Source organism: Metallococcus carri, assembly GCF_011440275.1.
Taxonomy (GTDB): Bacteria; Actinomycetota; Actinomycetes; order Actinomycetales; family Dermatophilaceae; genus Metallococcus; species Metallococcus carri.
On the sequence record NZ_JAAOIV010000003.1, the window covers coordinates 213,701 to 233,589 of the forward strand.

General features: G+C 68.3%; 18 protein-coding genes and 3 pseudogenes. 4 read left to right on the forward strand and 17 right to left on the reverse strand.

The window, feature by feature from the left end:
• Nucleotides 1-78: 78 nt before the first annotated feature.
• The 6 genes from G9U51_RS05645 to G9U51_RS05670 all read right to left on the reverse strand — a co-directional run bounded on the left by G9U51_RS05645 (nt 79) and on the right by G9U51_RS05670 (nt 5,348).
• A complete protein-coding gene (locus tag G9U51_RS05645; protein WP_328823357.1) occupies nt 79-1,359 on the reverse strand; it encodes an NADH-quinone oxidoreductase subunit D in 1,281 nt (426 codons plus the stop codon).
• Between the two features lie 74 nt (nt 1,360-1,433).
• Nucleotides 1,434-2,225, reverse strand: coding sequence for an NADH-quinone oxidoreductase subunit C (locus G9U51_RS05650; RefSeq protein WP_166194480.1), 792 nt, complete (start codon nt 2,223-2,225; stop codon nt 1,434-1,436).
• Nucleotides 2,225-2,779, reverse strand: coding sequence for a NuoB/complex I 20 kDa subunit family protein (locus G9U51_RS05655; protein WP_166194483.1), 555 nt, complete (start codon nt 2,777-2,779; stop codon nt 2,225-2,227). The genes G9U51_RS05650 and G9U51_RS05655 overlap by 1 nt, the downstream gene beginning before the upstream one ends.
• A gap of 83 nt (nt 2,780-2,862) precedes the next feature.
• Nucleotides 2,863-3,228 carry an NADH-quinone oxidoreductase subunit A gene (locus tag G9U51_RS05660; protein ID WP_166194486.1) on the reverse strand — a complete coding sequence of 122 codons (366 nt, stop codon included), beginning with the start codon at nt 3,226-3,228 and terminating at the stop codon, nt 2,863-2,865.
• Nucleotides 3,229-3,277: 49 nt separating this feature from the next.
• A complete protein-coding gene (locus G9U51_RS05665) occupies nt 3,278-4,564 on the reverse strand; it encodes a geranylgeranyl reductase family protein (RefSeq protein WP_166194489.1) in 1,287 nt (428 codons plus the stop codon).
• An 85-nt stretch (nt 4,565-4,649) separates the two neighbouring features.
• Nucleotides 4,650-5,348 (reverse strand): demethylmenaquinone methyltransferase, encoded by a 699-nt coding sequence (locus tag G9U51_RS05670; RefSeq protein WP_166194492.1) that lies wholly within the window; start codon nt 5,346-5,348, stop codon nt 4,650-4,652.
• 67 nt (nt 5,349-5,415) lie between these two features.
• Between G9U51_RS05670 and G9U51_RS05675 the strand changes: the two genes are divergently transcribed.
• On the forward strand, nt 5,416-6,693 hold the full coding sequence (locus tag G9U51_RS05675; protein WP_328823333.1) for an isochorismate synthase: 1,278 nt from the start codon (nt 5,416-5,418) through the stop codon (nt 6,691-6,693).
• Complete coding sequence (locus G9U51_RS05680) at nt 6,693-7,202, forward strand: flavodoxin family protein (RefSeq protein WP_166194498.1); 510 nt, start codon at nt 6,693-6,695, stop codon at nt 7,200-7,202. Before G9U51_RS05675 ends, G9U51_RS05680 begins: the two co-directional genes overlap by 1 nt.
• Here G9U51_RS05680 and G9U51_RS05685 read toward each other — a convergent pair whose 3' ends face one another.
• The 3 genes and pseudogenes from G9U51_RS05685 to G9U51_RS05695 all read right to left on the reverse strand — a co-directional run.
• Complete coding sequence (locus G9U51_RS05685) at nt 7,203-7,898, reverse strand: hypothetical protein (protein ID WP_166194501.1); 696 nt, start codon at nt 7,896-7,898, stop codon at nt 7,203-7,205.
• 513 nt (nt 7,899-8,411) lie between these two features.
• Entirely contained in the window at nt 8,412-9,230 is an 819-nt protein-coding gene (locus G9U51_RS17775; protein WP_166194504.1) for a DUF4240 domain-containing protein, read from the reverse strand.
• A 17-nt stretch (nt 9,231-9,247) separates the two neighbouring features.
• Nucleotides 9,248-9,352, reverse strand: a pseudogene (locus G9U51_RS05695) (IS481 family transposase); the annotation flags it as partial.
• A gap of 78 nt (nt 9,353-9,430) precedes the next feature.
• Between G9U51_RS05695 and G9U51_RS05700 the strand changes: the two are divergent.
• Nucleotides 9,431-10,172 (forward strand): annotated as a pseudogene (locus G9U51_RS05700) (integrase core domain-containing protein).
• A 32-nt stretch (nt 10,173-10,204) separates the two neighbouring features.
• Here G9U51_RS05700 and G9U51_RS05705 read toward each other — a convergent pair.
• The 4 genes and pseudogenes from G9U51_RS05705 to G9U51_RS05720 form a co-directional block, all read right to left on the reverse strand.
• A pseudogene (locus G9U51_RS05705) lies at nt 10,205-10,483 on the reverse strand (transposase); the annotation flags it as partial.
• 250 nt (nt 10,484-10,733) lie between these two features.
• Nucleotides 10,734-11,195 carry a hypothetical protein gene (locus tag G9U51_RS05710; protein WP_166194507.1) on the reverse strand — a complete coding sequence of 154 codons (462 nt, stop codon included), beginning with the start codon at nt 11,193-11,195 and terminating at the stop codon, nt 10,734-10,736.
• A 194-nt stretch (nt 11,196-11,389) separates the two neighbouring features.
• A complete protein-coding gene (locus G9U51_RS05715; protein WP_166194510.1) occupies nt 11,390-13,327 on the reverse strand; it encodes an RHS repeat-associated core domain-containing protein in 1,938 nt (645 codons plus the stop codon).
• The gene (locus tag G9U51_RS05720) at nt 13,324-13,734 is read right to left on the reverse strand and encodes a hypothetical protein (RefSeq protein ID WP_166194513.1); all 411 of its coding nucleotides are present in this window, start codon (nt 13,732-13,734) and stop codon (nt 13,324-13,326) included. The genes G9U51_RS05715 and G9U51_RS05720 overlap by 4 nt, the downstream gene beginning before the upstream one ends.
• A 304-nt stretch (nt 13,735-14,038) precedes the next feature.
• Here G9U51_RS05720 and G9U51_RS05725 point away from each other — a divergent pair, with 304 nt between their 5' ends.
• Complete coding sequence (locus G9U51_RS05725) at nt 14,039-15,481, forward strand: DEAD/DEAH box helicase (RefSeq protein WP_328823334.1); 1,443 nt, start codon at nt 14,039-14,041, stop codon at nt 15,479-15,481.
• A gap of 29 nt (nt 15,482-15,510) precedes the next feature.
• Here the strand turns inward: G9U51_RS05725 and G9U51_RS05730 are convergent, their stop codons facing one another.
• The 4 genes from G9U51_RS05730 to G9U51_RS05745 are packed head-to-tail and all read right to left on the reverse strand — an operon-like array spanning nt 15,511 to nt 19,844.
• On the reverse strand, nt 15,511-16,527 hold the full coding sequence (locus G9U51_RS05730; protein ID WP_166194519.1) for an NADP-dependent oxidoreductase: 1,017 nt from the start codon (nt 16,525-16,527) through the stop codon (nt 15,511-15,513).
• A gap of 32 nt (nt 16,528-16,559) precedes the next feature.
• Nucleotides 16,560-17,177, reverse strand: a complete 618-nt coding sequence (locus tag G9U51_RS05735) for an FMN-binding negative transcriptional regulator (RefSeq protein ID WP_166194522.1) — start codon at nt 17,175-17,177, stop codon at nt 16,560-16,562.
• Nucleotides 17,174-18,919 (reverse strand): 2-succinyl-5-enolpyruvyl-6-hydroxy-3-cyclohexene-1-carboxylic-acid synthase, encoded by a 1,746-nt coding sequence (menD, locus tag G9U51_RS05740; protein WP_207948059.1) that lies wholly within the window; start codon nt 18,917-18,919, stop codon nt 17,174-17,176. The genes G9U51_RS05735 and menD overlap by 4 nt, the downstream gene beginning before the upstream one ends.
• A complete protein-coding gene (locus tag G9U51_RS05745; protein ID WP_166194528.1) occupies nt 18,912-19,844 on the reverse strand; it encodes an aldose 1-epimerase family protein in 933 nt (310 codons plus the stop codon). Before G9U51_RS05745 ends, menD begins: the two co-directional genes overlap by 8 nt.
• Nucleotides 19,845-19,889: the final 45 nt, after the last annotated feature.

A 19,889-nucleotide genomic window follows, 5' to 3' on the forward strand; every position in this document is an offset into this window, starting at 1 on the left:
CACCCCACGAAGTCCTCACTCGTTCCTCGCTCGGTACTTCGCGGGGACCCCGCAATTCCGTTCGGTTGCAACCACCCATCAGCGGTCAACCCCTCCCATCACGGGATCAATAGAGGCCACCGCGACGATGACGTCGGCAACCGCGCCGCCCTCGCTCATCGCCGCCACGGCCTGCAGGTTGTTGAAGGACGGGTCGCGGAAGTGCGCCCGGTAGGGGCGAGTGCCGCCCGTCGACACGACATGGCAGCCGAGCTCGCCCTTGGGACTCTCGACCGCGGCATACGCCTGACCCGGCGGGACCCGGAAACCTTCGGTGACCAGCTTGAAGTGGTGGATCAGCGACTCCATCGACTCGCCCATGATCTCGCGGATGTGGTCCAGGCTGTTGCCCTGACCGTCGCTGCCGACCGCGAGTTGCGCCGGCCAGGCGATCTTCTTGTCCGCCACCATGACCGGGCCGGGGGTGTCGTCCAGCCGCTGCACGGCCTGCTCGACGATCCGCATCGACTGGTACATCTCGTCCAGGCGGATCCGCAGCCGGCCGTAGGCATCGCAGGTGTCCGCGGTCGGCACGTCGAAGTCGTAGGTCTCGTAACCGCAGTAGGGCTCGGACTTGCGCAGGTCGTGCGGGTAGCCGGTCGAGCGCAGCACCGGTCCGGTGACGCCGAGGGCGATGCAGCCGGTCAGATCGAGATAGCCGACGTCGACCGTGCGCCCCTTGAGGATCGGGTTTTCGTTGAGCAGGGCTTCGAGTTCGCCGATTCCCTTGCGCAGCAACGGCATCATCTCGCGGATCGCGTCGATGCAACCGGCCGGAATGTCCTGGGCGACGCCGCCGGGACGAATGTAGGAGTTGTTCATCCGCAGGCCGGTGACCATCTCGAAGATCCGCAGGATGCGCTCGCGCTCGCGGAAGCCGATGGTCATCACCGTGGTGGCGCCCATCTCCATGCCGCCGGTCGCGAGGGCGACGAGGTGGGAGGTGATCCGGTTGAGCTCCATCATCATCACCCGGATGACATTGGCCCGCTCGGGGATCTGGTCGGTGATGCCGAGCACCTTCTCAACCGCCAGGCAGTATGCCGCCTCGTTGAACAGCGGCATCACGTAGTCCATCCGGGTGCAGAAGGTCACGCCCTGCGTCCAGGTGCGGAACTCCATGTTCTTCTCGATGCCGGTGTGCAGGTAGCCGATGCCCGCGCGGGCCTCGGTCACCGTCTCACCGTCGAGCTCGAGGATGAGCCGGAGCACGCCGTGGGTCGAGGGATGCTGCGGACCCATGTTGACCACGATGCGTTCTTCGTGCAGCGCGGTCGCTTCGTCGGTCACCGAATCCCAGTCGCCGCCAACGGCATTGATGACCGGGGTGTCCTCGGGCGCATCGCCCGGCGTGGACGCGCCGAACGCGTCGTTCTGAGTCGTCGTGCTACCGCTCACGTGTAACTCCTCCGCTCATCCGCCGGCGGCACCGTCGCGCCCTTGTACTCGACCGGCACGCCGCCGAGCGGGTAGTCCTTGCGCTGCGGGTGGCCCGGCCAGTCGTCCGGCATCAAGATCCGGGTCAGCGACGGGTGGCCCTCGAAAATGATCCCGAACATGTCCCAGGTCTCCCGCTCGTGCCAGTCGGCGCCCGGCCAGATCTCGACCACGCTCGGGATGCGCGGGTCGGTCTCCGGGACGGTGACCTCGAGACGGACCCGGCGGCTGTCGTTGGTCAGCGAAATCAGGTGGTAGACCGCGTGCAGCTCGCGACCGGTCTCCTGCGGGTAGTGCACGCCACTCACCGACATACACATCTCGAACCGCAAACCCGGCTCATCCCGCATCGCCCGCGCCACGGCCGGCAGATCCTCGCGGCGGACGAACAAGGTCATCTCGCCGCGGTCGATCACCACGCGCTCGATGCCTTGTGCGACAACGCCTTCCACCCGGTCGGCGATCTCGTCGAAGTAACCGCCATAGGGCCGCTGCGCTGCGCCCGGGAAGAGCACCGGCCGCTCCAGCCCGCCATACCCCGAGGTGTCACCACCGAGCGACGGGCCGAACATGCCGTGCCGCTCGGCGACCTTCACCGGCTCGCTGTCCTGCGGCGGCTCGACGATCCGGCCGGCCTCCTGGGCCAGCTGCGCCGGCGGACGGGTCTCGGTCGGCGGCTCGACGACCGGGCCGGTCGCCGGGTCGCCGACGGTCGGCTTGTCCTGCTCGTTCTTGCCGTTATCCGCCATCAGGCAAGCAACCCCTTCATCTGGTGAGTGGGAGTCGCCTCCAGGGCCGCCCGCTCGGCGGCGCGCGCCGCCTCGACCCGGTTCACGCCCAGCTTGGAGTCCTGGATGTGCTGGTGCAGCTCGAGGATCGCGTTGAGCAGCATCTCCGGCCGCGGCGGGCAGCCGGGCAGGTAGATGTCGACCGGGATCACGTGGTCGACGCCCTGCACGATCGCGTAGTTGTTGAACATGCCGCCGGAGCTGGCGCACACGCCCATCGAGATGACCCACTTCGGCTCGGGCATCTGGTCGTAGACCTGGCGCACGACCGGGGCCATCTTCTGGCTCACGCGGCCGGCGACGATCATCAGGTCGGCCTGGCGCGGGGTCGCACTGAAGCGCTCCATGCCGAACCGCGCGATGTCGTAGTCGGGCGTGCCGACCGCCATCATCTCGATCGCGCAGCAGGCCAGACCGAAAGTGGCCGGCCACACCGAGCTCTTGCGCATGTAGCCGGCGACCTTCTCGACGGTCGTCAGCAGGAAGCCCGCTGGGAGCTTCTCCTCGATACCCATTCGTCTACCGCCTCATGCTTCCAAACACACGAAAATCGTTGCCGCGCAAGGGTTTTGATCCTTCGCGGAGGTCATCGCCTCGATCAATCCCACTCGAGGCCGCCGCGCCGCCATACATAGGCGTAGGCGACGAAGACGGTCAGGATGAACAGCACCATCTCGATCAGCGCGAACAGTCCCATCCGGTCGAAGGCAACCGCGAACGGATAGAGGAAGACCGACTCGATGTCGAAGACGATGAACAGCATCGCCGTCAGGTAGTACTTGATCGGCACGCGACCGCCACCCTCGGCGTGCGGCGAGGGCTGGATGCCGCACTCGTAGGCGTCGGCCTTGGCGCGGTTGTAGCGCTTCGGACCGGCCAGCGCACCGGCGACGACCGAGAAGGCCGCGAAACCCAGACCGATCGCTGCGAAGAACAGCAGCGGACCGTAGGAGTAGTTGGTCATCGGGGGGCCGACTCCTTCCTCGCCGAAGCGTGCGCACACATGGTATTCATCACGCCGCCGGCGTCACCTTCGACAGTATGGCGAGCAGCCGGTCGTCGGCCTTGCCGCCGTGCTCGTCGCCCAGGTTGGCCATCACCTTGAGCAGGAAGCGCATCATCGTCTGGCGCGGCAGGCCGTATTTCACCGCGAGCCGCATGACCTCGGGGTTGCCGATCATCCGGGCGAACCAGCGGCCCATCGTGTAGTAACCGCCGAGCGCGTCCTTCATGACGCCCGGGTAGGAGCGCAGCACCCGTTCGCGGCCCTCGTCGTCGGCGCGGGCGAAGGCCTGGGCGATGACCTCGGCGGCCAGCCGCCCGGACTCCATCGCATAGGCGATGCCCTCGCCGTTGAACGGGTTGACCATGCCGCCCGCGTCACCGACCAGCAGCAGCCCGTCAGCATAGTGCGGCTGGCGGTTGAAGCCCATCGGCAGCGCAGCCCCGCGGATCGGGCCGGTGATGGTCTCATCGGAATAGGTCCACTCGGCCGGCATGGTGGCGACCCAGCGCTTCATGACGTCCTTGTAGTCGGTGCGACCGAAGGCCGTGGAGGTGTTGAGGATGCCGAGGCCGACATTGCTGGTGCCGTCGCCGACACCGAAGATCCAGCCATAACCGGGCAGCAGGATCTTGTTGCCGTCCTGGTCGGTGGACCACAGCTCGAGCCAGGACTCGAGGTAGTCGTCGTCGTGGCGCGGGCTGGTGTAGTAGGCGCGGACCGCGACGCCGAGCGGCCGGTCCTCGCGCTTCTCCCGGCCCATCGCGAGCGAGAGCCGGGAGGAATTGCCATCCGCGGCGACCACCAGCGGGGCGCGGAACTCGCGGGTCTCGCCGGTGGCGCGGCCCTCGGCATTCATCACCTTGGCCTCGACCCCGGCGATCCGGCCGCCGTCGAGCATCGGTGCGACGACATTCATGCCCTGCAGCAGCCGCGCGCCGTGCTTGACCGCGTGCTGGGCAAGGATGTCATCGAAGTCCTGGCGGGTGCGGACCAGGCCGTAGGGCGGGAAGCTCGCGTTCTCCGGCCAGTCCAGTTGCAGTCGCATGCCGCCGCCGATGATCCGCAGGCCCTTGTTGCGAATCCAGCCGTCCTCCTCGGGCGTCGGGACGCCGAGGGTGACCAGTTCGCGGACCGCGCGCGGGGTGAGCCCATCACCGCAGACCTTCTCGCGCGGGAAGTGGGTCTTCTCCAGCAGCAGGACGTCGAGTCCGGACATCGCGAGGTATGCCGCGGTCGCCGAGCCTCCGGGTCCGGCACCGACGACGATGACGTCGGCGGTTTCAGGCTGACTCACGGTGCTCCCTCGTCCTGCTTGTGAAGGCGTTCACTAACTGCGGCACTCTATGCCCCGCCGCGCCGAACGACCTACTAAGGCCCACCTAACCCACACCCTTGGTTCCCCGGTGCAGCGCGACGATGCCGCCGGTCAAATTGCGCCATTCGACCTGCGACCAGCCGGCGTCCTGCAGGACCGCACCGAGACCGGCCTGGTCCGGCCAGGCAGCGATCGACTCGGCCAGATAGACATAGGAGGGCGCGTTGCTGCCGGTGCGGGCCGCGACCTTGGGCAGCGCGGTCATCAGGTATTCGGAGTAGATCTTGCGAAAGAGCGGCTGCGTCGGGGTCGAGAACTCGCAGATCACCACGCGCCCGCCGGGCTTGGTCACCCGCAGGAACTCCGCGAGCGCCCCTTGCGCGTCCACCACATTGCGCAGCCCGAAGGACATCGTCACCGCATCGAAGCTGTCGTCGGCGAAGGGCAGCCGCATCGCGTCGGCCGCGACGAACGGCAGGCCGCTCGCCTGCTTCTTGCCCTGGCGCAGCATGCCGAGCGAGAAGTCGGCGGGCACGACGTGGGCGCCCTTGGCCCGGAACGGCAGCGAGGAGGTGCCGGTGCCGGCGGCGATGTCGAGCACGCGCTGCCCCGGCTGGGGGTCGACCGCGCGCAGGACCTCGGTGCGCCAGCGGCGGTCCTGCCCGAAGGACATGATGTCGTTGGTGAGGTCGTAGCGCGGCGCCACGTCGTCGAACATCCGGGCGACGTCCTGGGGCTGCTTGTCGAGACTGGCGCGGTTCATGATCCTCATCCTCGCGTATGCCGGGTGCCGCCCGCACCTGCGCTACCGCGGCGTAGGCTCATCGGCTGTGACCTTGCCCGTCCTCGATGCCGCACCCACTCTGGTCGCGCGCACCACTCGCATCGACGACCCCGGTGACCTCACCCGGTTGCTGCCCGCCGATGCCGCCCCTCATGACCTGTTGTGCTGGATCCGTCGTGGTGAAGGCGTCGTCGGGTGGGGTCGCGCGGCCACGCTGACCGCGACCGGACCGGACCGGTTCGCCGAGGCCAGCGCGTGGTGGCAGGGCGTTGCCGCACACGCGGTGGTGCGCCGTGAGCTGGACCTGCCCGGCACCGGCCTGGTCGCCTTCGGCACCTTCGCGTTCAGCCGCCGCTCCGGCCAGTCCAGCACGCTGGTCGTGCCCTCGACGATCGTCGGTCGGCGCGACGGGACCGCCTGGGTGACCCAGATCGCCGGCTCGGCCCGACTGCCGCGCACCGTCTCGCTGCCCGCACCTGCCGAGGCGGCCTCGCCGGGCGAGGTGGCGATGCGTGATGGTTCGCTGTCACGCGCCGAGTGGGTGGCTGCGGTGGGTCGCTCCGTGGAGCTGATCCGTGCGGGCGAACTCGACAAGGTCGTCATGGCCCGCGATGTGCACGCCGTCGGGGCCGACCCGATCGACCCGAGATACCTACTCGGGCGACTGGCGTCGGCATACGACAACACCTGGACGTTCAGCGTGGACGGCATGCTGGGGGCGACTCCCGAGCTGCTCGTGCGCCGCGAGAAGGGACTGGTGACCTCGCGGATCCTGGCCGGCACCATCCGGCGCACGGGCGACGACGAGCACGATCTGGCGCTCGCCGCGGGGCTGGCGCGCTCCTCGAAGGACTTGGAGGAGCACGAATATGCGGTGCGCTCGGTCGCCGAGGCGCTGCGGCCGCACTGCTCGTCGATGAACGTGCCGGAGTCGCCGTTTGTGCTGCATCTGCCCAATGTGATGCACCTGGCGACCGATGTGGCCGGCGTCGCCGGCGACGAGGCGACCTCGCTCGAGCTCGCCGCGGCGCTGCACCCGTCGGCGGCGGTGTGCGGCACGCCCACGATGCGCGCGGCGCAGGTGATCGAGGACCTCGAGCACATGGATCGCGGGCGGTATGCCGGGCCGGTCGGCTGGCTCGACACCGACGGCGACGGCGAGTGGGGCATTGCCTTGCGGTCGGGCATGCTGGACGCCGAAAACCCTTGTGGCATCAGGCTTTTCGCCGGTTGCGGCATTGTCGCGGGCTCGGAGCCGGAGGCCGAGCTGGCCGAGTCCGACGCCAAGCTACTGCCGATGAGGTCGGCGCTCGGGGCGGTGTGATGCCTCGCCTGCTGGTGGTGCACCACACTCCGACGCGGTCACTGACCGCGTTGCTCGACCAGGTGCTCGCCGGCGCCGGTGACGATGCGATCGAGGGGGTCGAGGTCGTCGCCCGGCCGGCGCTGGAGGCCACCGCCGACGATGTGCTCGCGGCCGATGGTTATGTCCTCGGCACCTCGGCGAACTTCGGCTATATGTCCGGCGCGCTCAAGCACTTCTTCGACACGACCTTCCTGCGGGTCGGCGGGTCGCTGTCCGACGACGGCTCGCCTGGCTCGGGTTTGGGCGGCTCCAGCTCGGGCGGGGCGACCAGTGGCCGGCCGTTCGGGCTGTTCGTGCACGGCCGCTACGACACCACCGGTGCGATCCGGTCGGTGCTGTCGATCACCGGTGCGCTCGGCTGGCGTCAGGTGCGAGACGTGCTCGACGTTGTCGGTGACGTGGACGAGCAGGCGCGCGAGGCGGCATACGACCTCGGCGGCACCGTCGCGGCCCTCCTCGCCGACTAACTAGAAGTCTCCCCCGCCGAAATCGCCCCCGCCAAAGCCGGAGTCGAAACCGCCACTGTCGAAGCCCGTGCTGTCGTATCCGGCCGAGCCGTCGTCCGCGAAGGTGGACTGGTCGCTGGCCGACATGTCGGACCCGGCGTCTTGAGTGGCGTCGTCCTGCTGGTCGCCGGAGTTGTCACCGGTGTCGCTGCTGACATCGCCGCCGTCGTTGTCGTCGAACATCTCCTGGGCGATAGCCGTGCCGATGAACGAGCCGGCCACCGAAGCGAGCAGCATGCCGCCGATACCCATGCCGATGCCGCCCATCCCCATCCCGCCGCCCACGCCCATGCCGCGCCCGCCGAAAATCTGGGTCAGGCTGCCCGGGCGCTGCATCTCGACCCGGGTCGCGCTGCGAGCCAGATCGGCCGCCGAGTCGCTCTGCGGTCGATCAGCTGGCGAGGCCTGGCTCAAGGCCTGCAGCACCTGTTGACGTTGCTGCGGGGTGAGCTGGGAGAAGGCCTCCTGGTGGGCTTGCTCGATCTTGTCCGGTGGAGCGGTCCTCAGCAGGTATTGGTAGCGCTCGATCGCACGCTGGTCAGCATCGCCCGGCGTCGAACTCGGTTGCGGTGCGCCCGGTTTCGCCATGGCTGGTCCGGGGCTGCGGTCGGCGCGAGGTTCCTGAGAACGGCCGAAGATGCGATCGAAGAACGACATGCGACTCACTCTGCCACGTCGTCCCGTGCGGTGGCTCGTGTCAGCGTCACCGGCTCGCGGATATGCCGAGTATCGCCGCCGAGCTCCGGCGTCGTATTCAATGGCCTTTCAGGTAAGCCATCGAGCTCGTTGAACGGAGCCAGCATCGCTGTCAAGAACGGCACTGCGCCCATTCAGAGGCCAACACCGGCGTGTTCCCCGCATCCGACGTCTCGGTCTTCCCCTCGCGCAGATCGCCTGGCCGAAATAAGACGAACATGTCGTCTTGAAGGTCATCCCCCCAATGCCCCTCATGCTCCCGAAATTTCGCGAGGGGGCGTGGCGGCATCACCTGCACCGTTCCGGCGGCAAATGAGAAGTTTCGAGCAGGAAGGTCAGTGAGCAGGGGTTATCAGACAGTCTTCGTCGACATGTCCTCAGGGGGTCTCCCGCCTGCTCGAAACGATCGATTCGGAACGCGAGTCCGGTGTTGCAGGGATGCGACGGGTCTGCGCCGCACGGCCGAGCCCGACATCAGTCGGTTCCGTGGAGGTAGAGCAGACCCTCGCCCCGATCGCTCTCGCCACCCTCGAACGCATCGGTCGCTGTGATCAGCTCGGTGAGCGCCGCCGGTGTCGTACGCACCTGCTCGTACGCGTCCCTCCCGAGACTGACCACGGATGCTCGGACGTTTTCCCACACGTCGTCGCTGACCCAACCCATCGCCACCTCAGCGGCTGTCATGTGATCGGATGAATCGAGGTCGTCGACCAGTAGTCGCATGCGTGCGGTGAACTTGTCGGCTTCCTCCGACGACAGGAGAAGGGCGCCGGTCTCGTTGTCGCTGGTCGCGGCAATGAGGCCCCAGAATCGCTCGACTGACATCGCACACCGTGCGCGATGGACTCGAAGCTGCGGCACGGCCCCTGGCCCAGGGTCTACACCGCCGGCTGCGAGCCACTCGATCTCCCGCTTGGTCCTCTTCAGCGCGGTAGGAGGTGGGTCGTCCACGGTGTGCGATAAAGCCACCAGGACGGCCTCGATGGTGGAGACCAGCCGCAGTCCGACCTGCGGACCGACCGGAAGCTCCGAGAAGTGGTCAGCACCGAGGTTCAGGTCGGCGTACCACCAGTCCCCGTCGAGCTTCAGACCGCTCGATGCCGGCTTCTCCGAGAGGAACACATCCAACTGCAACCTTCGGTTGCGGCGACCGGCCCAGACGGTCCACCCGTCGTCCAGGCGCGAGTGTTCGGTGATGATCGCCGCACGCGCCTGGAGGAGGCGTCTGACTTCCTTTGGCGGGCCACCGTTCCTGCCCCCGTATGGGTCGTAGTGCTGGACGAAGAAGCTCACACCGATCACGGTAGCGACTAGCTGTACTGACCCGCCAGGTTGGGCACGCGGTCGGCGGGTGAAGCGCTGTTGAGTGCGGTGTGGCCGCGGTCGTAATTGTAGGTGTGCAGGAAGGCGGGGAACGCGGCGATGGGACTGCTGCCCGGATAGGTGACATCTGATCTGTGGTGCTGAGCAGCACCACTGGAAGGATGTGCTTCGTGCCCAAGCCCTACCCCAAGGAGTTCCGCGAGGACGTGGTCCGGGTTGCCCGGAATCGTGACGCGGACACCACGCTGGCTCAGATCGCGAAGGACTTCGGGATCTCTGAGTCATGCCTGACGAACTGGATGAAGAAGGCCGATATCGAGGACGGCAACGCCCCTGGGCTGACCGATGCCGATCGTGTCGAGAACCGCGAGTTGAAGAAGCGGCTGCGGCTGCTGGAGCAGGAGAACGAGGTCCTGCGCCGGGCGGCTGCGTACCTGTCGCAGGCGAACCTGCCGGGAAAATGATGTACCCGCTCGTCCGTGAGCTGGCCGCTGCCGATGCCCCTGTGCGGGTGCCGGTCGCGGTGACGTGTCGGGTACTGAAGATCGCTCGCCAGCCCTACTACCGCTGGCTGCGGGTGAGGACGTGGTCGGCTGCATCGTGCACAGCGATCGGGGCAGCCAGTTCCGCAGCCGGAAGTTCGTGCGCGCGATCAACCGCCACCAGATGGTCGGATCGATGGGCCGCGTCGGTGCCTGCGGCGACAACGCCGCGATGGAATCCTTCTTCAGCCTGCTGCAAAAGAACGTCCTGGACCGCCGCGCCTGGGCTACCCGCGAACAGCTGCGGATCGCGATCGTGACATGGATCGAGAAGACCTACCACCGGCGCCGCAGACATGCCGCGCTCGGACGATTGATCCCTGTGGAGCTCGGGACCATCATGACCACGCCAGCCACTCAGGCTGCGTGACCCAACCTGTCACCTATCCGTGCAGCAGTCCCCGAGGCGTCGCGGTCGCGTGGCACCTCGATCGTGATCGGGCCGACGTTATCGGTCAGCACGGTCTTGGTACGGGTTCCGTTGCGGGAGTTGCCGCCATCACGACCCGCCACAGCGTGCTTGTCGTAGCCCAGGTGGTCGTTCATCTCTTCATCCAGGGCGGTTTCCAGCACCGTCTTGGTGAACAGTTTCAGCAACCCGTCCGGGCCGGTCAGGTCATCACCCCTGGCCCGAGCAGCACGCACGAGCTGAGCGATCATCGCCCGCTCGCTCGGCAGCATCACCTCCACCGCAGCGGCTGCCTCGGCAGCCACCACGGCCTCGTCGGGAACATCACGGCCAGGATCGTCTTCAGGCGGCACGCCCGCCAGTGTTTCGGTCATCACAGACCTTCCTCACCAACCACCACGGTCGGCGTGTCAGGCCAGTTACACCGTTCGCCGGACAGACCCCAAGGCCACCACCCGCCAGAGGTCGCCGCCTCCTCCAGGGACACCGAGCGCGCCTGTAAATTCCGAGGGTCGCCGAAGGTCACACGCGAAAGAGAACAACGGGATCCTCGTAGGGGGCCTCGATCTGAACGACGCCTGAGGTGACCCGCAAATCTCGACCCAGGCTAAGCCAGGTGGTGACTGTTGGCTGCAACTCGTCCAGCCTCCGCAACAGTTTCTGCTGGCCGTCAGGTGCTCTGCGATAGAATGCTACTCCTGCATTTCCATCAGTCTCGAGGAACCCCGTTGCGCTAATATCTGAGTACCGCTTGCCAAGTCCCTTAAGAGGAATATTGACTTCCACTGGACCAAGAAGGTTGGCAGGAAAATCAGCCTCATCGCAGTCGGCACCTATCAAGCCGAGAGCACGGAACCACGCTCTGGCGTAGAACGAATTCCGACTACTCACGCTCTGTGCCTCGTAGTCAACCGGGGCATACAGCGTGCCGACACTACCATCCGGCGCCATCGTCTGAGATTCCCTCGGATCCCAATCCTTCATGGCCGAGCTTGACTGTTGATTGACAATTAGCCGACTGGAGCCCCGTCTCCTACATGTGAGCTGCAGTTGCCGCCCCCATATGGTCAGGTTTGCTGCAGACAGCATCCCGTCAATCGCGAACTGGCGGACCTTCCGCCCCTGGTACATCGGCGCCGAGAGAGGTGCATCGGGCCAGATCTCTAAACCAATGAATCTCACCAACTGCGCACACCTACTTGCAAGATTTGAATTGCCCGGGCGGGCAATGCCCATACCTGCGTGCATAGCCATAAATGTAGCCGTACTCGACTGACCGGGCATGGTAATAAGACTGAGCATTGGCCCGCCAGAGATAGCGGCAAGGGCGCCCTCCGGTAGAAGATGAACAAATGTTCAATTGCAGCCTGGGCCTCTTCCGCTCCAGCACCGGTAATGCCATACTTCCACGTGAGGTAACGGTAACGCCCCCCTGGAACCCTTTCTTGGTACTGGATCTCGTAGACTTGATATCGCTTGAACCGCTTCGGCCCACCCGGTCGCGGGATCCTTTTTAGTAGATTGGCGAGAGCGATTCCTGACACCCCGGTTATGATTCGACCGTTTACCGAGATACTTGGCCTACCTGCGCGTGCTCCCGCGAATCCTCCATAGGCGCCCCCCATGCGTTCAATCGCCCAGGACAAGCCCGAAACATCGTCCTTGTTGGTGGGGTCGTTGGGGTAGCCGTAGCTGGTGTCGTTACCGCCGGGGATGGGGTCTGGGCCGGTGAAGGTGCCGGTGGCAGGGTTGTAGTAGCGGACACCCATCAACGTGAGGCCGGCGGTGTCGGGTCCGGTGGCGCGTTCGTTGGAGCCGAGCCACCCGTACCCCAGCGGCCCGGTCACGGTCGGGTCGGTGCTTGTGCCCGCGGTGGGTTGCCCGTATTCGGTGTAGCTGTTCCACCCGGTGATCCCGACACATGCCGTGCCACTGGTGGTGGCCGCGGGGATGCTGATCGCGGTGACGTTGTCCCCGTGCGGGTCGGCCAACGCGATCGTGACCTCCCCGGTGTCGGTGATCATCGCCCCGAGGTCCCCGCTGATGTCCGGGGTGAACCGGGTGGTCGAGGCCGCCCCGGTGGCGGGGGTGGTGGTTTCCCAGGCGGGGTTGTCCGAGTCGTCCCCGTAATGCCGGTCAATGCTGGTGCCACCGTTCGGGCCCCCGGTGGTGCTTTGCGTGGCCCGGCGCCCGGCACTGTCCAGGGTGAAACTGGTGGCCACCCCGGCTTGGCTGACGGAGGCGGGCAGGTCGTCCGCGTAGTACGTCAACGTGATGTTCCCCGCCGACCCACCACCGGGGGCGTCACTGCCCGGGATGATCGTCTGCCGTCCCAGCGCGTCATAGACATAGGCCCCAGCGGTGGTGCCGTTGATGCTGGCGGCGGCGGTGAACCGGTCCGCGCTGTCGTAGCTGTACCCGATGCTGGTGCTGGTGACCCCGGTGGTGGACGCGCAGTCACCATCAGCGTGCGTGTCGACCTTCAAGGTGGACCGGGCCCCATTGGTGGTGAACCCGTAGGTGCGCACCTGACACGGCGCACTCGGGGCGGCCGGGTCGGACGGCTCCAGCGGGCCGCTGCCCGCGGTCGCGGTCCGGTCAGTGACCTTGGTCAACGGGCCCGCCGGGTCGTAGGTGTAAGCCCGGTCGAACGCGGACCCGTTGCCCACAGTCATGTGGGAGGTGTCCCCGTCGGCGGGGATGCCGGGGTCGCCGTCGAACCCGGCACCCGCGCCGGTGTATTCGCGGGCGATCCGGCCCAGCCCGTCCCGGTCGATGCTCCACGCCAGCCAGGTGCCGGTGGTCGGGGTGCCCGGGGTCCAGGTCACTTCACCGGTGTTCGGGTCGGTGGTCGCGGTGACCGGGGTGATCTGCCCGGCATACGCCTGCCCGACCGGCTGCTTCAACTCATTCGTGGTGACGGTGGCGGTGACCTGACCGGGCAGATCCTGGCGCACCAGCGTCCCCGCCTCGTCATACGCACCCTGGTAGGTCAGCGCGCCCCCGGACCCGGCACGGGTGACGGTGAGGGTGGTGACCAGCCCACGCCGATCGGTCTTCCCGGCCGCGTCGGTCCCGTCATAGGCGTAAGTCACCGTGCCGGTCGGGTCCGTCACCGACGCGACCCGGCCACCAGTGTCGTAGCTGGTGTCATGCGCAGCAGGATCGGCCCGGTGGTCGTGCGCATCGGGATCAGCGTCGAGCACGAGCCCTCTGCCACGCGCGGCACCAAGACGTGCCGACCCAACGGGCTGTCGCCCGTGCCGGCAAACAACAGATCGCCGCCACCAGGGCCAGGGAGATGCACCGCGAGGCCTTCGATGTCCGGGGCACCCGCGGGCAGCCCGATCGCGCGACTGTGCCGCAGCACGCACGGCCGCGAGCCTGCGTCATCGATGATCGGAACGCCGACCGGTGTTTCAGGGTCGGAATGCACCAGCCAGGTGGCGTCGCGAGTCACCCCCACCGGGTGCAGGGGACGGGGCCGACCCCGCCCGTAGAGCTGATTGATCAGCACCGACAAGGACCGACCCGCAACCGCAGCACCAAGGCGCAGTCCCGAGTCGACGAGAGGCATCATCGTCTGATCGTAATGACGAATCCCGGCGTTGAACGGCCCACTCGCGCCGACCGCGATTCGGACAACTGTGGCCGAGGCACTAGGGTGAACTCAGAGATCCGCGCCGTTCTGCCTCGGATCCGCTCCTTGCACGTTGCCGATGCCGATGGGCCGCAACCGAGGAGAAGCTGGCTTCCATTGCCGACGAGCATCGTCGGCCCCCAGCGCGCCGGCAGGATGCCGCACTCAACCGTCTGGAGTTTTTCGCGTGTCCCATGACACCCACCCCACCACTTTCGCTTCACTCGGCGTCCCCGACGCCCTCGTGGCCGTCCTTGCCGACCGAGGCATCACCGAGCCGACACCGATCCAAGCCGCGACGCTGCCGGACAGCCTCGCCGGCCGAGACGTGCTCGGCCGCGGCCGCACCGGGTCGGGCAAGACCTACGCCTTCGTGCTGCCTGCGCTGACCCGCTTGGCGGGCAAGAGCAAGCGCTCGGCGCCGAAGCGCCCGCGCGGGCTCATCCTGGCCCCGACCCGCGAGCTCGCCACCCAGATCAACGAAGCCCTCACGCCGCTCGCGGCGCCGCTGGGTCTGACCTCGACCACCATCTTCGGTGGCGTGGGTCAGAACCCGCAGGTGCGTGCCCTCGCCCGCGGTGTCGACATCGTGGTCGCCTGCCCCGGTCGCCTGGAAGACCTCATCGCCCAGGGACATCTGTCGCTGGACGCCATCGAGATCACCGTGCTCGACGAGGCCGACCACATGGCCGACCTCGGCTTCCTGCCCGCAGTCAAGCGCATCCTCGACCGCACGCCTCGCGACGGCCAGCGGATGCTCTTCTCGGCCACCCTGGACGCCGGCATCAACACCCTCGTCAAGCGTTTCCTCACCGCGCCGGTGACCCACGAGGCCGACTCGGCCCAGTCGCCGGTCGGCACCATGAGCCACCACGTGCTGCAAGTGACCCAGGACGCGCATCTGCCGGTGCTCGTCGACCTCGCCGCCGCTCCGGGCCGCAAGGTCGTCTTCACCCGCACCAAGCACCGGGCCAAGAAGCTCGCCCGGCAACTCAACGCGCACGGCGTCCCCGCGGTGGAGTTGCACGGCAACCTCAGCCAGAACGCCCGCATCCGCACCATGGACGCCTTCCACAGCGGCGCCGCGCCGACCCTGGTCGCCACCGACATCGCAGCCCGCGGCATCCACGTCGACGACGTGGGCCTGGTGATTCACGCCGACCCGCCGGTCGAGCACAAGGCCTATCTGCACCGCTCCGGTCGCACCGCCCGGGCCGGCAACTCCGGCACCGTGGTCACCTTGATGACCGACGCGCAGACCCGCGAGGTGCGCGACCTGACCCGCAAGGCGGGCGTCAAGCCGGTCACCACCAAGGTCGACGCCGCCCACCCGCTGCTGACCGAGCTCGCGCCCGGCGAGCGCGCGTTCCCCGGTGCGTTCGCCACCCCCGGTGCGGCGACTTCGGGCAATGGGCAGCAGCGGTCCACCGGTGGCCGCTCCGGACGGGGCCGCCAGTCCGGCCGCCGCTCTGGCAGCGGCTCGCGGTCGAATGCGGCTCCGCGCTCGGACAACGCTCCGCGGGCGAACAACCGCTCCGGCGCCTCCACCCAGCGGCCGGCGGCATCCGGTCGATCCGGCGGCGGCGCTGCGGCCTTCTCGTCTCGATCGCGCGCCGGCCGACGCGGCTGAGCCGCACCGCGTCAGCCAGCCGCTGACGGTCAGTCGGCGATCTTGACGACGAGCTTGCCGAAGTTGCCGCCCTTGAGCAGGCCGCGGAAGGCGTCGCGCACGTTGTCGAAACCGTCGACGATGTCCTCGCGGTATTTGACCGTGCCGTCGGCGATCCAGCCGCTCATGTCCTGCTGGAAGTCATCGGCCAGCCGGTCGGCGAACTCGCTCTGGATAAAGCCGCGCACGGTCAAGCTCTTGCGCAGCACCTGGCTCATCAGCCAGCCGACGCGGTCCGGACCGTCCGGCAACTCCGTCGCGTTATAGCCGGACACCAAGCCGCACACCGGGATTCGCCCGAAGGTGTTCATCCGCGGGAAGACCGCGTCGAAGACCGCGCCGCCGACATTCTCGAAGTAGACGTCGATGCCGTCGGGCGTAGCCGCTGCGAGCTGCTCGACGAAGTCCGGCGCCCGGTGGTCGACCGCCGCGTCGAAACCCAACTCGCGCAGATAGGCCACCTTCTCCGGGCCGCCGGCGATGCCCACCGCGCGGGCGCCCTTGGCTCGAGCGATCTGACCGACCGCCGACCCGACCGGCCCGGTCGCAGCCGCGACCACGACGGTCTCCCCTGCCTGCGGGCGGCCGATCTCCAGCAGACCGGCGTATGCCGTCATGCCCGGCATCCCCAGCACCCCGAGGGCGGTGGTCACCGGCGCCTGCTCCGGGTCCAGGCGACGCAGATAGGACGTCGGCTCGACCGAGTAGGTCTGCCACCCGCCATACCCGAGCACGATGTCGCCAGGCGCGAATTCGCCTGCGGGACAATCGATCACGCGGGACACGGTCGCGCCGACCATCGTGCCGCCGATCTCGACGGGCGGGGCATAGGACTTCGCGTCGCTCATCCGTCCGCGCATATATGGGTCGAGCGAGAGATAGAGCGTCTGCAGGAGCGCCTGCCCGGGCTGGGGGTCCGGCAGGGTCGCCTGCTCGACGACCAGGTCGCTGTCCGTGGGTTCGCCGTGCGGGCGCTGCGCCAGCACGACGCGGGTGGTGTCAGTCATGAGGCCACGGTATGCCGGGTGTGCTCGCCTGATCAGAGCCGGCCGGTCTGCGTGTGGTCGGCCGCGTCCACCGCACCATCGGCTCGCATCCCGGCGACCACACCGGCGCGATCCTCGTCCGAGCGCTTCTGGCTCCATTTCGCTTTGGCATCAACGGTTTCCACCCGCATCGAGATGCCGACGATCGCGCGGAGCTGCCCCTCGACGTACTGCTCGGGCGCGTCGGTGACGGCCCACGGCTGCTGACGGGATGCCTCGTGGACGGCGGTGAGGCGCGACACCGCGGCGCGCTTCCAGTCGGCGTCATCGTGCACGGTCACCGGGCCGCGCAGGTGCACCGCCGAGTAGTTCCAGGTCGGCACGACCTTGCCGTGTTCGCGCTTGCTCGCATACCAACCTGGGCTGACGTAGCCGTCAACCCCCTGGACCACGAACAGCCCGGCAGCGCCGTCGGCGATCCGTCGCCAGTGGTCGTTGGCGCGCGCGACATGGGCGATGGCCTCGTCGCCGTCCCACACGATCGGCAGCAGCGTCGCATCCGGCACGCCGTCGGCACCGGCGGTGATCAGGGTCGCGACCGACCGGTCCCGCACGAACTCCCGGATCTCGGCCTCGTCTTCAACCCGGTTGAAATGCGGCACATAGCTCATGCGGAGTCCTTGAGCGCGTCCGCGGCGGTGCGACCCATCAGCTCGAGCAGCTCACGCTGACCGGTGCGCGGCACCTTGACCTCCAGGACGCGAATCCCCTTGCCAGGATTGGCGATTCGCTCCTTCAGGGTGGCCTGGTCACCGACCAGTTCGTAGGGCACCCCACGGGCCGCGCAGACCTGCTCGAAGTCCACCCCGGTCGGCGTGCCGAAGATCCGCTCGAAGGGTTCGGACAGCCCCTTCTGCCCGGGCTCCAGCGTGCCGAAGATCCCGCCGCCGTCGTCGTTGACGAGCACGATCGTCAGATCCGGCCGGGTCTCGCCCTCACCCACCAGAAGCCCGTTCACGTCGTGCAGGAAGGTCAGGTCCCCCATCAGGGCGTATGCCGGAGCGCCCGGCCGCGACAACGCCATCCCGATCGCCGACGACACCACACCGTCGATGCCGGCCAGACCCCGATTGCCCACGGAGACAACGCCTTTGGCGATCAGATGCGGGTCGCGGGACAGGTCGAGGTCGCGCACGGCGTTGGACGGCCCGACATACAGACCGCTGTTCTCCGGCATCGCATGGGCGATGGTGCGAGCGACGGCCGGCCCGGACGGCCAGCTGGCCTCCACGACCGGTCCGACGGCGCGCCCGATCACCCCGCCGGCGGTGCGCCAGGCGGCGCCCCAGGCCCGATCGACACAGGAGCTCACCGCGGTGTGGCTGCGCTCGATGTCCTCCCAGCGGTGCACCCGGCTGACGACATGGCCCGGGTCGGGCCAGGACGTGCCCGGCGTGACGATCTCGACCTCGACGTCCGGGTGGCGCAGCAGTGCGGCCACCCGCCGGTCGAGGGTCAGCCGGCCGCCGACGAGCACCCGCTCGGGCAGGTGCGCGGCCAGCCAATCCTCCGCCCGCAGGATCAGCGCTCCGTGCGGAGTCGCCCGGCCCCGGTGGTATTGCCCGAAGGGTTCGGCCATCACCGGCCAGCCGGCCGCGTCGGCGAGCGCGGACAGTTGCGCCGCCTGAGCCGGGTCGGGCAGGTCACCGAGCACCACCAGAGTGCGGGGCACCGGCGCGATCACCGGCCCGGAGACGACGGATTGCTTGTGGCTCAAGGGGTTTCGCAACGACAGCCAGGTCTCGCCACGCGGCCGGCCATCGAGCGACTCCGGCCACTCCGGCTCGTCCTCGGTCGGCACCAGCGGCTCGCGCAGCGGCACGTTCAGATGCACCGGCCCGGCGTCACCGGCCGGCATACCGGTCGATTCGGCGACCGCCCGCCCGACGATCGAGCGCCACATGCCGTTCTGACCCACGCGGCGTTCGGGCACCCCGAACTCGTGGAACCAGCGCGTCGCGCCGCCGAAGACGCCCACCTGGTCGGTCGCCTGATTCGCGCCCACGCCGCGCAGGTCCGGCGGCCGATCGGCGGTGAGCAGCAGCATCGGCACCGACGCGTGCGCGGCCTCCAGCACCGAGGGGTGCAGGTTGGCGACCGCGGTGCCACTCGTGGTGATCACCGGCACCGGCACGCGGGTCACCTTGGCCATCCCGAGCGCCAGATATCCCGCCGAGCGTTCATCGACGCGCACGTGCAACCGCAGCCGGCCCTCCCGGGCGGCGGCGTCGACGGCATACGCCAGGGGTGCCGACCGCGAGCCGGGCGCGAGCACGACATCCCGCACGCCGTGCCGGATGAGTTCGTCCACGACGACCGTGGCGAGCGCGAGGGAGGGATTCACGTCAGGCATCCTCCCGCACGCCCCACGGCGCGCCCCACCGCTCACCCGGCTGCAAGACGATCAGCGAATCGCCGGTCGCGAGCGCATTCGCCGGGCAGGTCATCGGCTCCACCGCGATGCCGGTGCGGCGAGCTCGGTCACCGGGCAGCGAGTCACCGGTGAAGACCTGAGCGAAGGGGTATGCCGTGCCGTCGGCCCACAGCGTCACCCGCCGGTCGCCGTGCGCGATCGTGATCTCCCAACGCTCGCCGGCGAGGTCGGTGAAGGCGTGGTCGAGTTGTGTGCCCTCGATGCGGCGGCCCGCGCGGAAGTCGAGCTCGGCCGGCACCGACGCTTGCCCGGTCGGGATCAGCCGGTCGTCCACCTCGAGCACGGTGTCGGCGGGCAGGGTGAGCTGCAGGTCGTCCACCCGCGCCTCGCCGGCGGTGAGATAGGGGTGAGCGCCGAAACCGAAGGGTGCCGGCTCGGTGCCGAGGTTGGTCGCGGACGGCTCGACGACCAGTCCGGTCTCGGTGAGGGTGTAGCGACAGCTGAGGTCCAACGGCCAGTCCCAGCCCTGCTGCGGCAGCAGCGTGTGCGCCACGACCAGGCTGTCCGCCGACCGTTCGACCAACCGCCAGTTCGCCCAGCGCACCAGCCCGTGGCTGGCGTTGTCGCGGGCCGGCTCGGACAGCGCGAGCTGCTCGTCGCGACCGCCGAAGCTGAACCTCCCGTCCCGCACCCGGTTGGGCCAGGGCATCAGCAGCTGACCGCGTCCGGCGTCCGCCTTCGCCTCGACCGGATAGCCATACAGCACCTCCCGGCCGCCGCGGGCGTAGCTGCGGATGCCGCCGCCGACCTCGACCACGGTGAGCTCCTGGTCGTGCGCCTGCAGGGTCCACTGGGTCCCGCTCGGCGCGACGGGAGGGGCGAGCGGGCGGCTGTCGGTCGTCATACCCCCATCGCAGCACACCGCCGCACGGCTCGCGGACTACCGTGG

Bases quoted from the DNA above. Each gene is read 5' to 3' on its own strand.
- G9U51_RS05680 (WP_166194498.1), top strand. From the start codon at position 6,693: ATGCCTCGCCTGCTGGTGGTGCACCACACTCCGACGCGGTCACTGACC.
- G9U51_RS05685 (WP_166194501.1), bottom strand. From the start codon at position 7,898: ATGTCGTTCTTCGATCGCATCTTCGGCCGTTCTCAGGAACCTCGCGCC.
- G9U51_RS05710 (WP_166194507.1), bottom strand. From the start codon at position 11,195: ATGAAGGATTGGGATCCGAGGGAATCTCAGACGATGGCGCCGGATGGT.
- G9U51_RS05745 (WP_166194528.1), bottom strand. From the start codon at position 19,844: ATGACGACCGACAGCCGCCCGCTCGCCCCTCCCGTCGCGCCGAGCGGG.
- G9U51_RS05735 (WP_166194522.1), bottom strand. From the start codon at position 17,177: ATGAGCTATGTGCCGCATTTCAACCGGGTTGAAGACGAGGCCGAGATC.
- G9U51_RS05730 (WP_166194519.1), bottom strand. From the start codon at position 16,527: ATGACTGACACCACCCGCGTCGTGCTGGCGCAGCGCCCGCACGGCGAA.
- G9U51_RS05660 (WP_166194486.1), bottom strand. From the start codon at position 3,228: ATGACCAACTACTCCTACGGTCCGCTGCTGTTCTTCGCAGCGATCGGT.
- G9U51_RS05650 (WP_166194480.1), bottom strand. From the start codon at position 2,225: ATGGCGGATAACGGCAAGAACGAGCAGGACAAGCCGACCGTCGGCGAC.
- G9U51_RS05670 (WP_166194492.1), bottom strand. From the start codon at position 5,348: ATGAACCGCGCCAGTCTCGACAAGCAGCCCCAGGACGTCGCCCGGATG.
- menD (WP_207948059.1), bottom strand. From the start codon at position 18,919: ATGCCTGACGTGAATCCCTCCCTCGCGCTCGCCACGGTCGTCGTGGAC.
- G9U51_RS05655 (WP_166194483.1), bottom strand. From the start codon at position 2,779: ATGGGTATCGAGGAGAAGCTCCCAGCGGGCTTCCTGCTGACGACCGTC.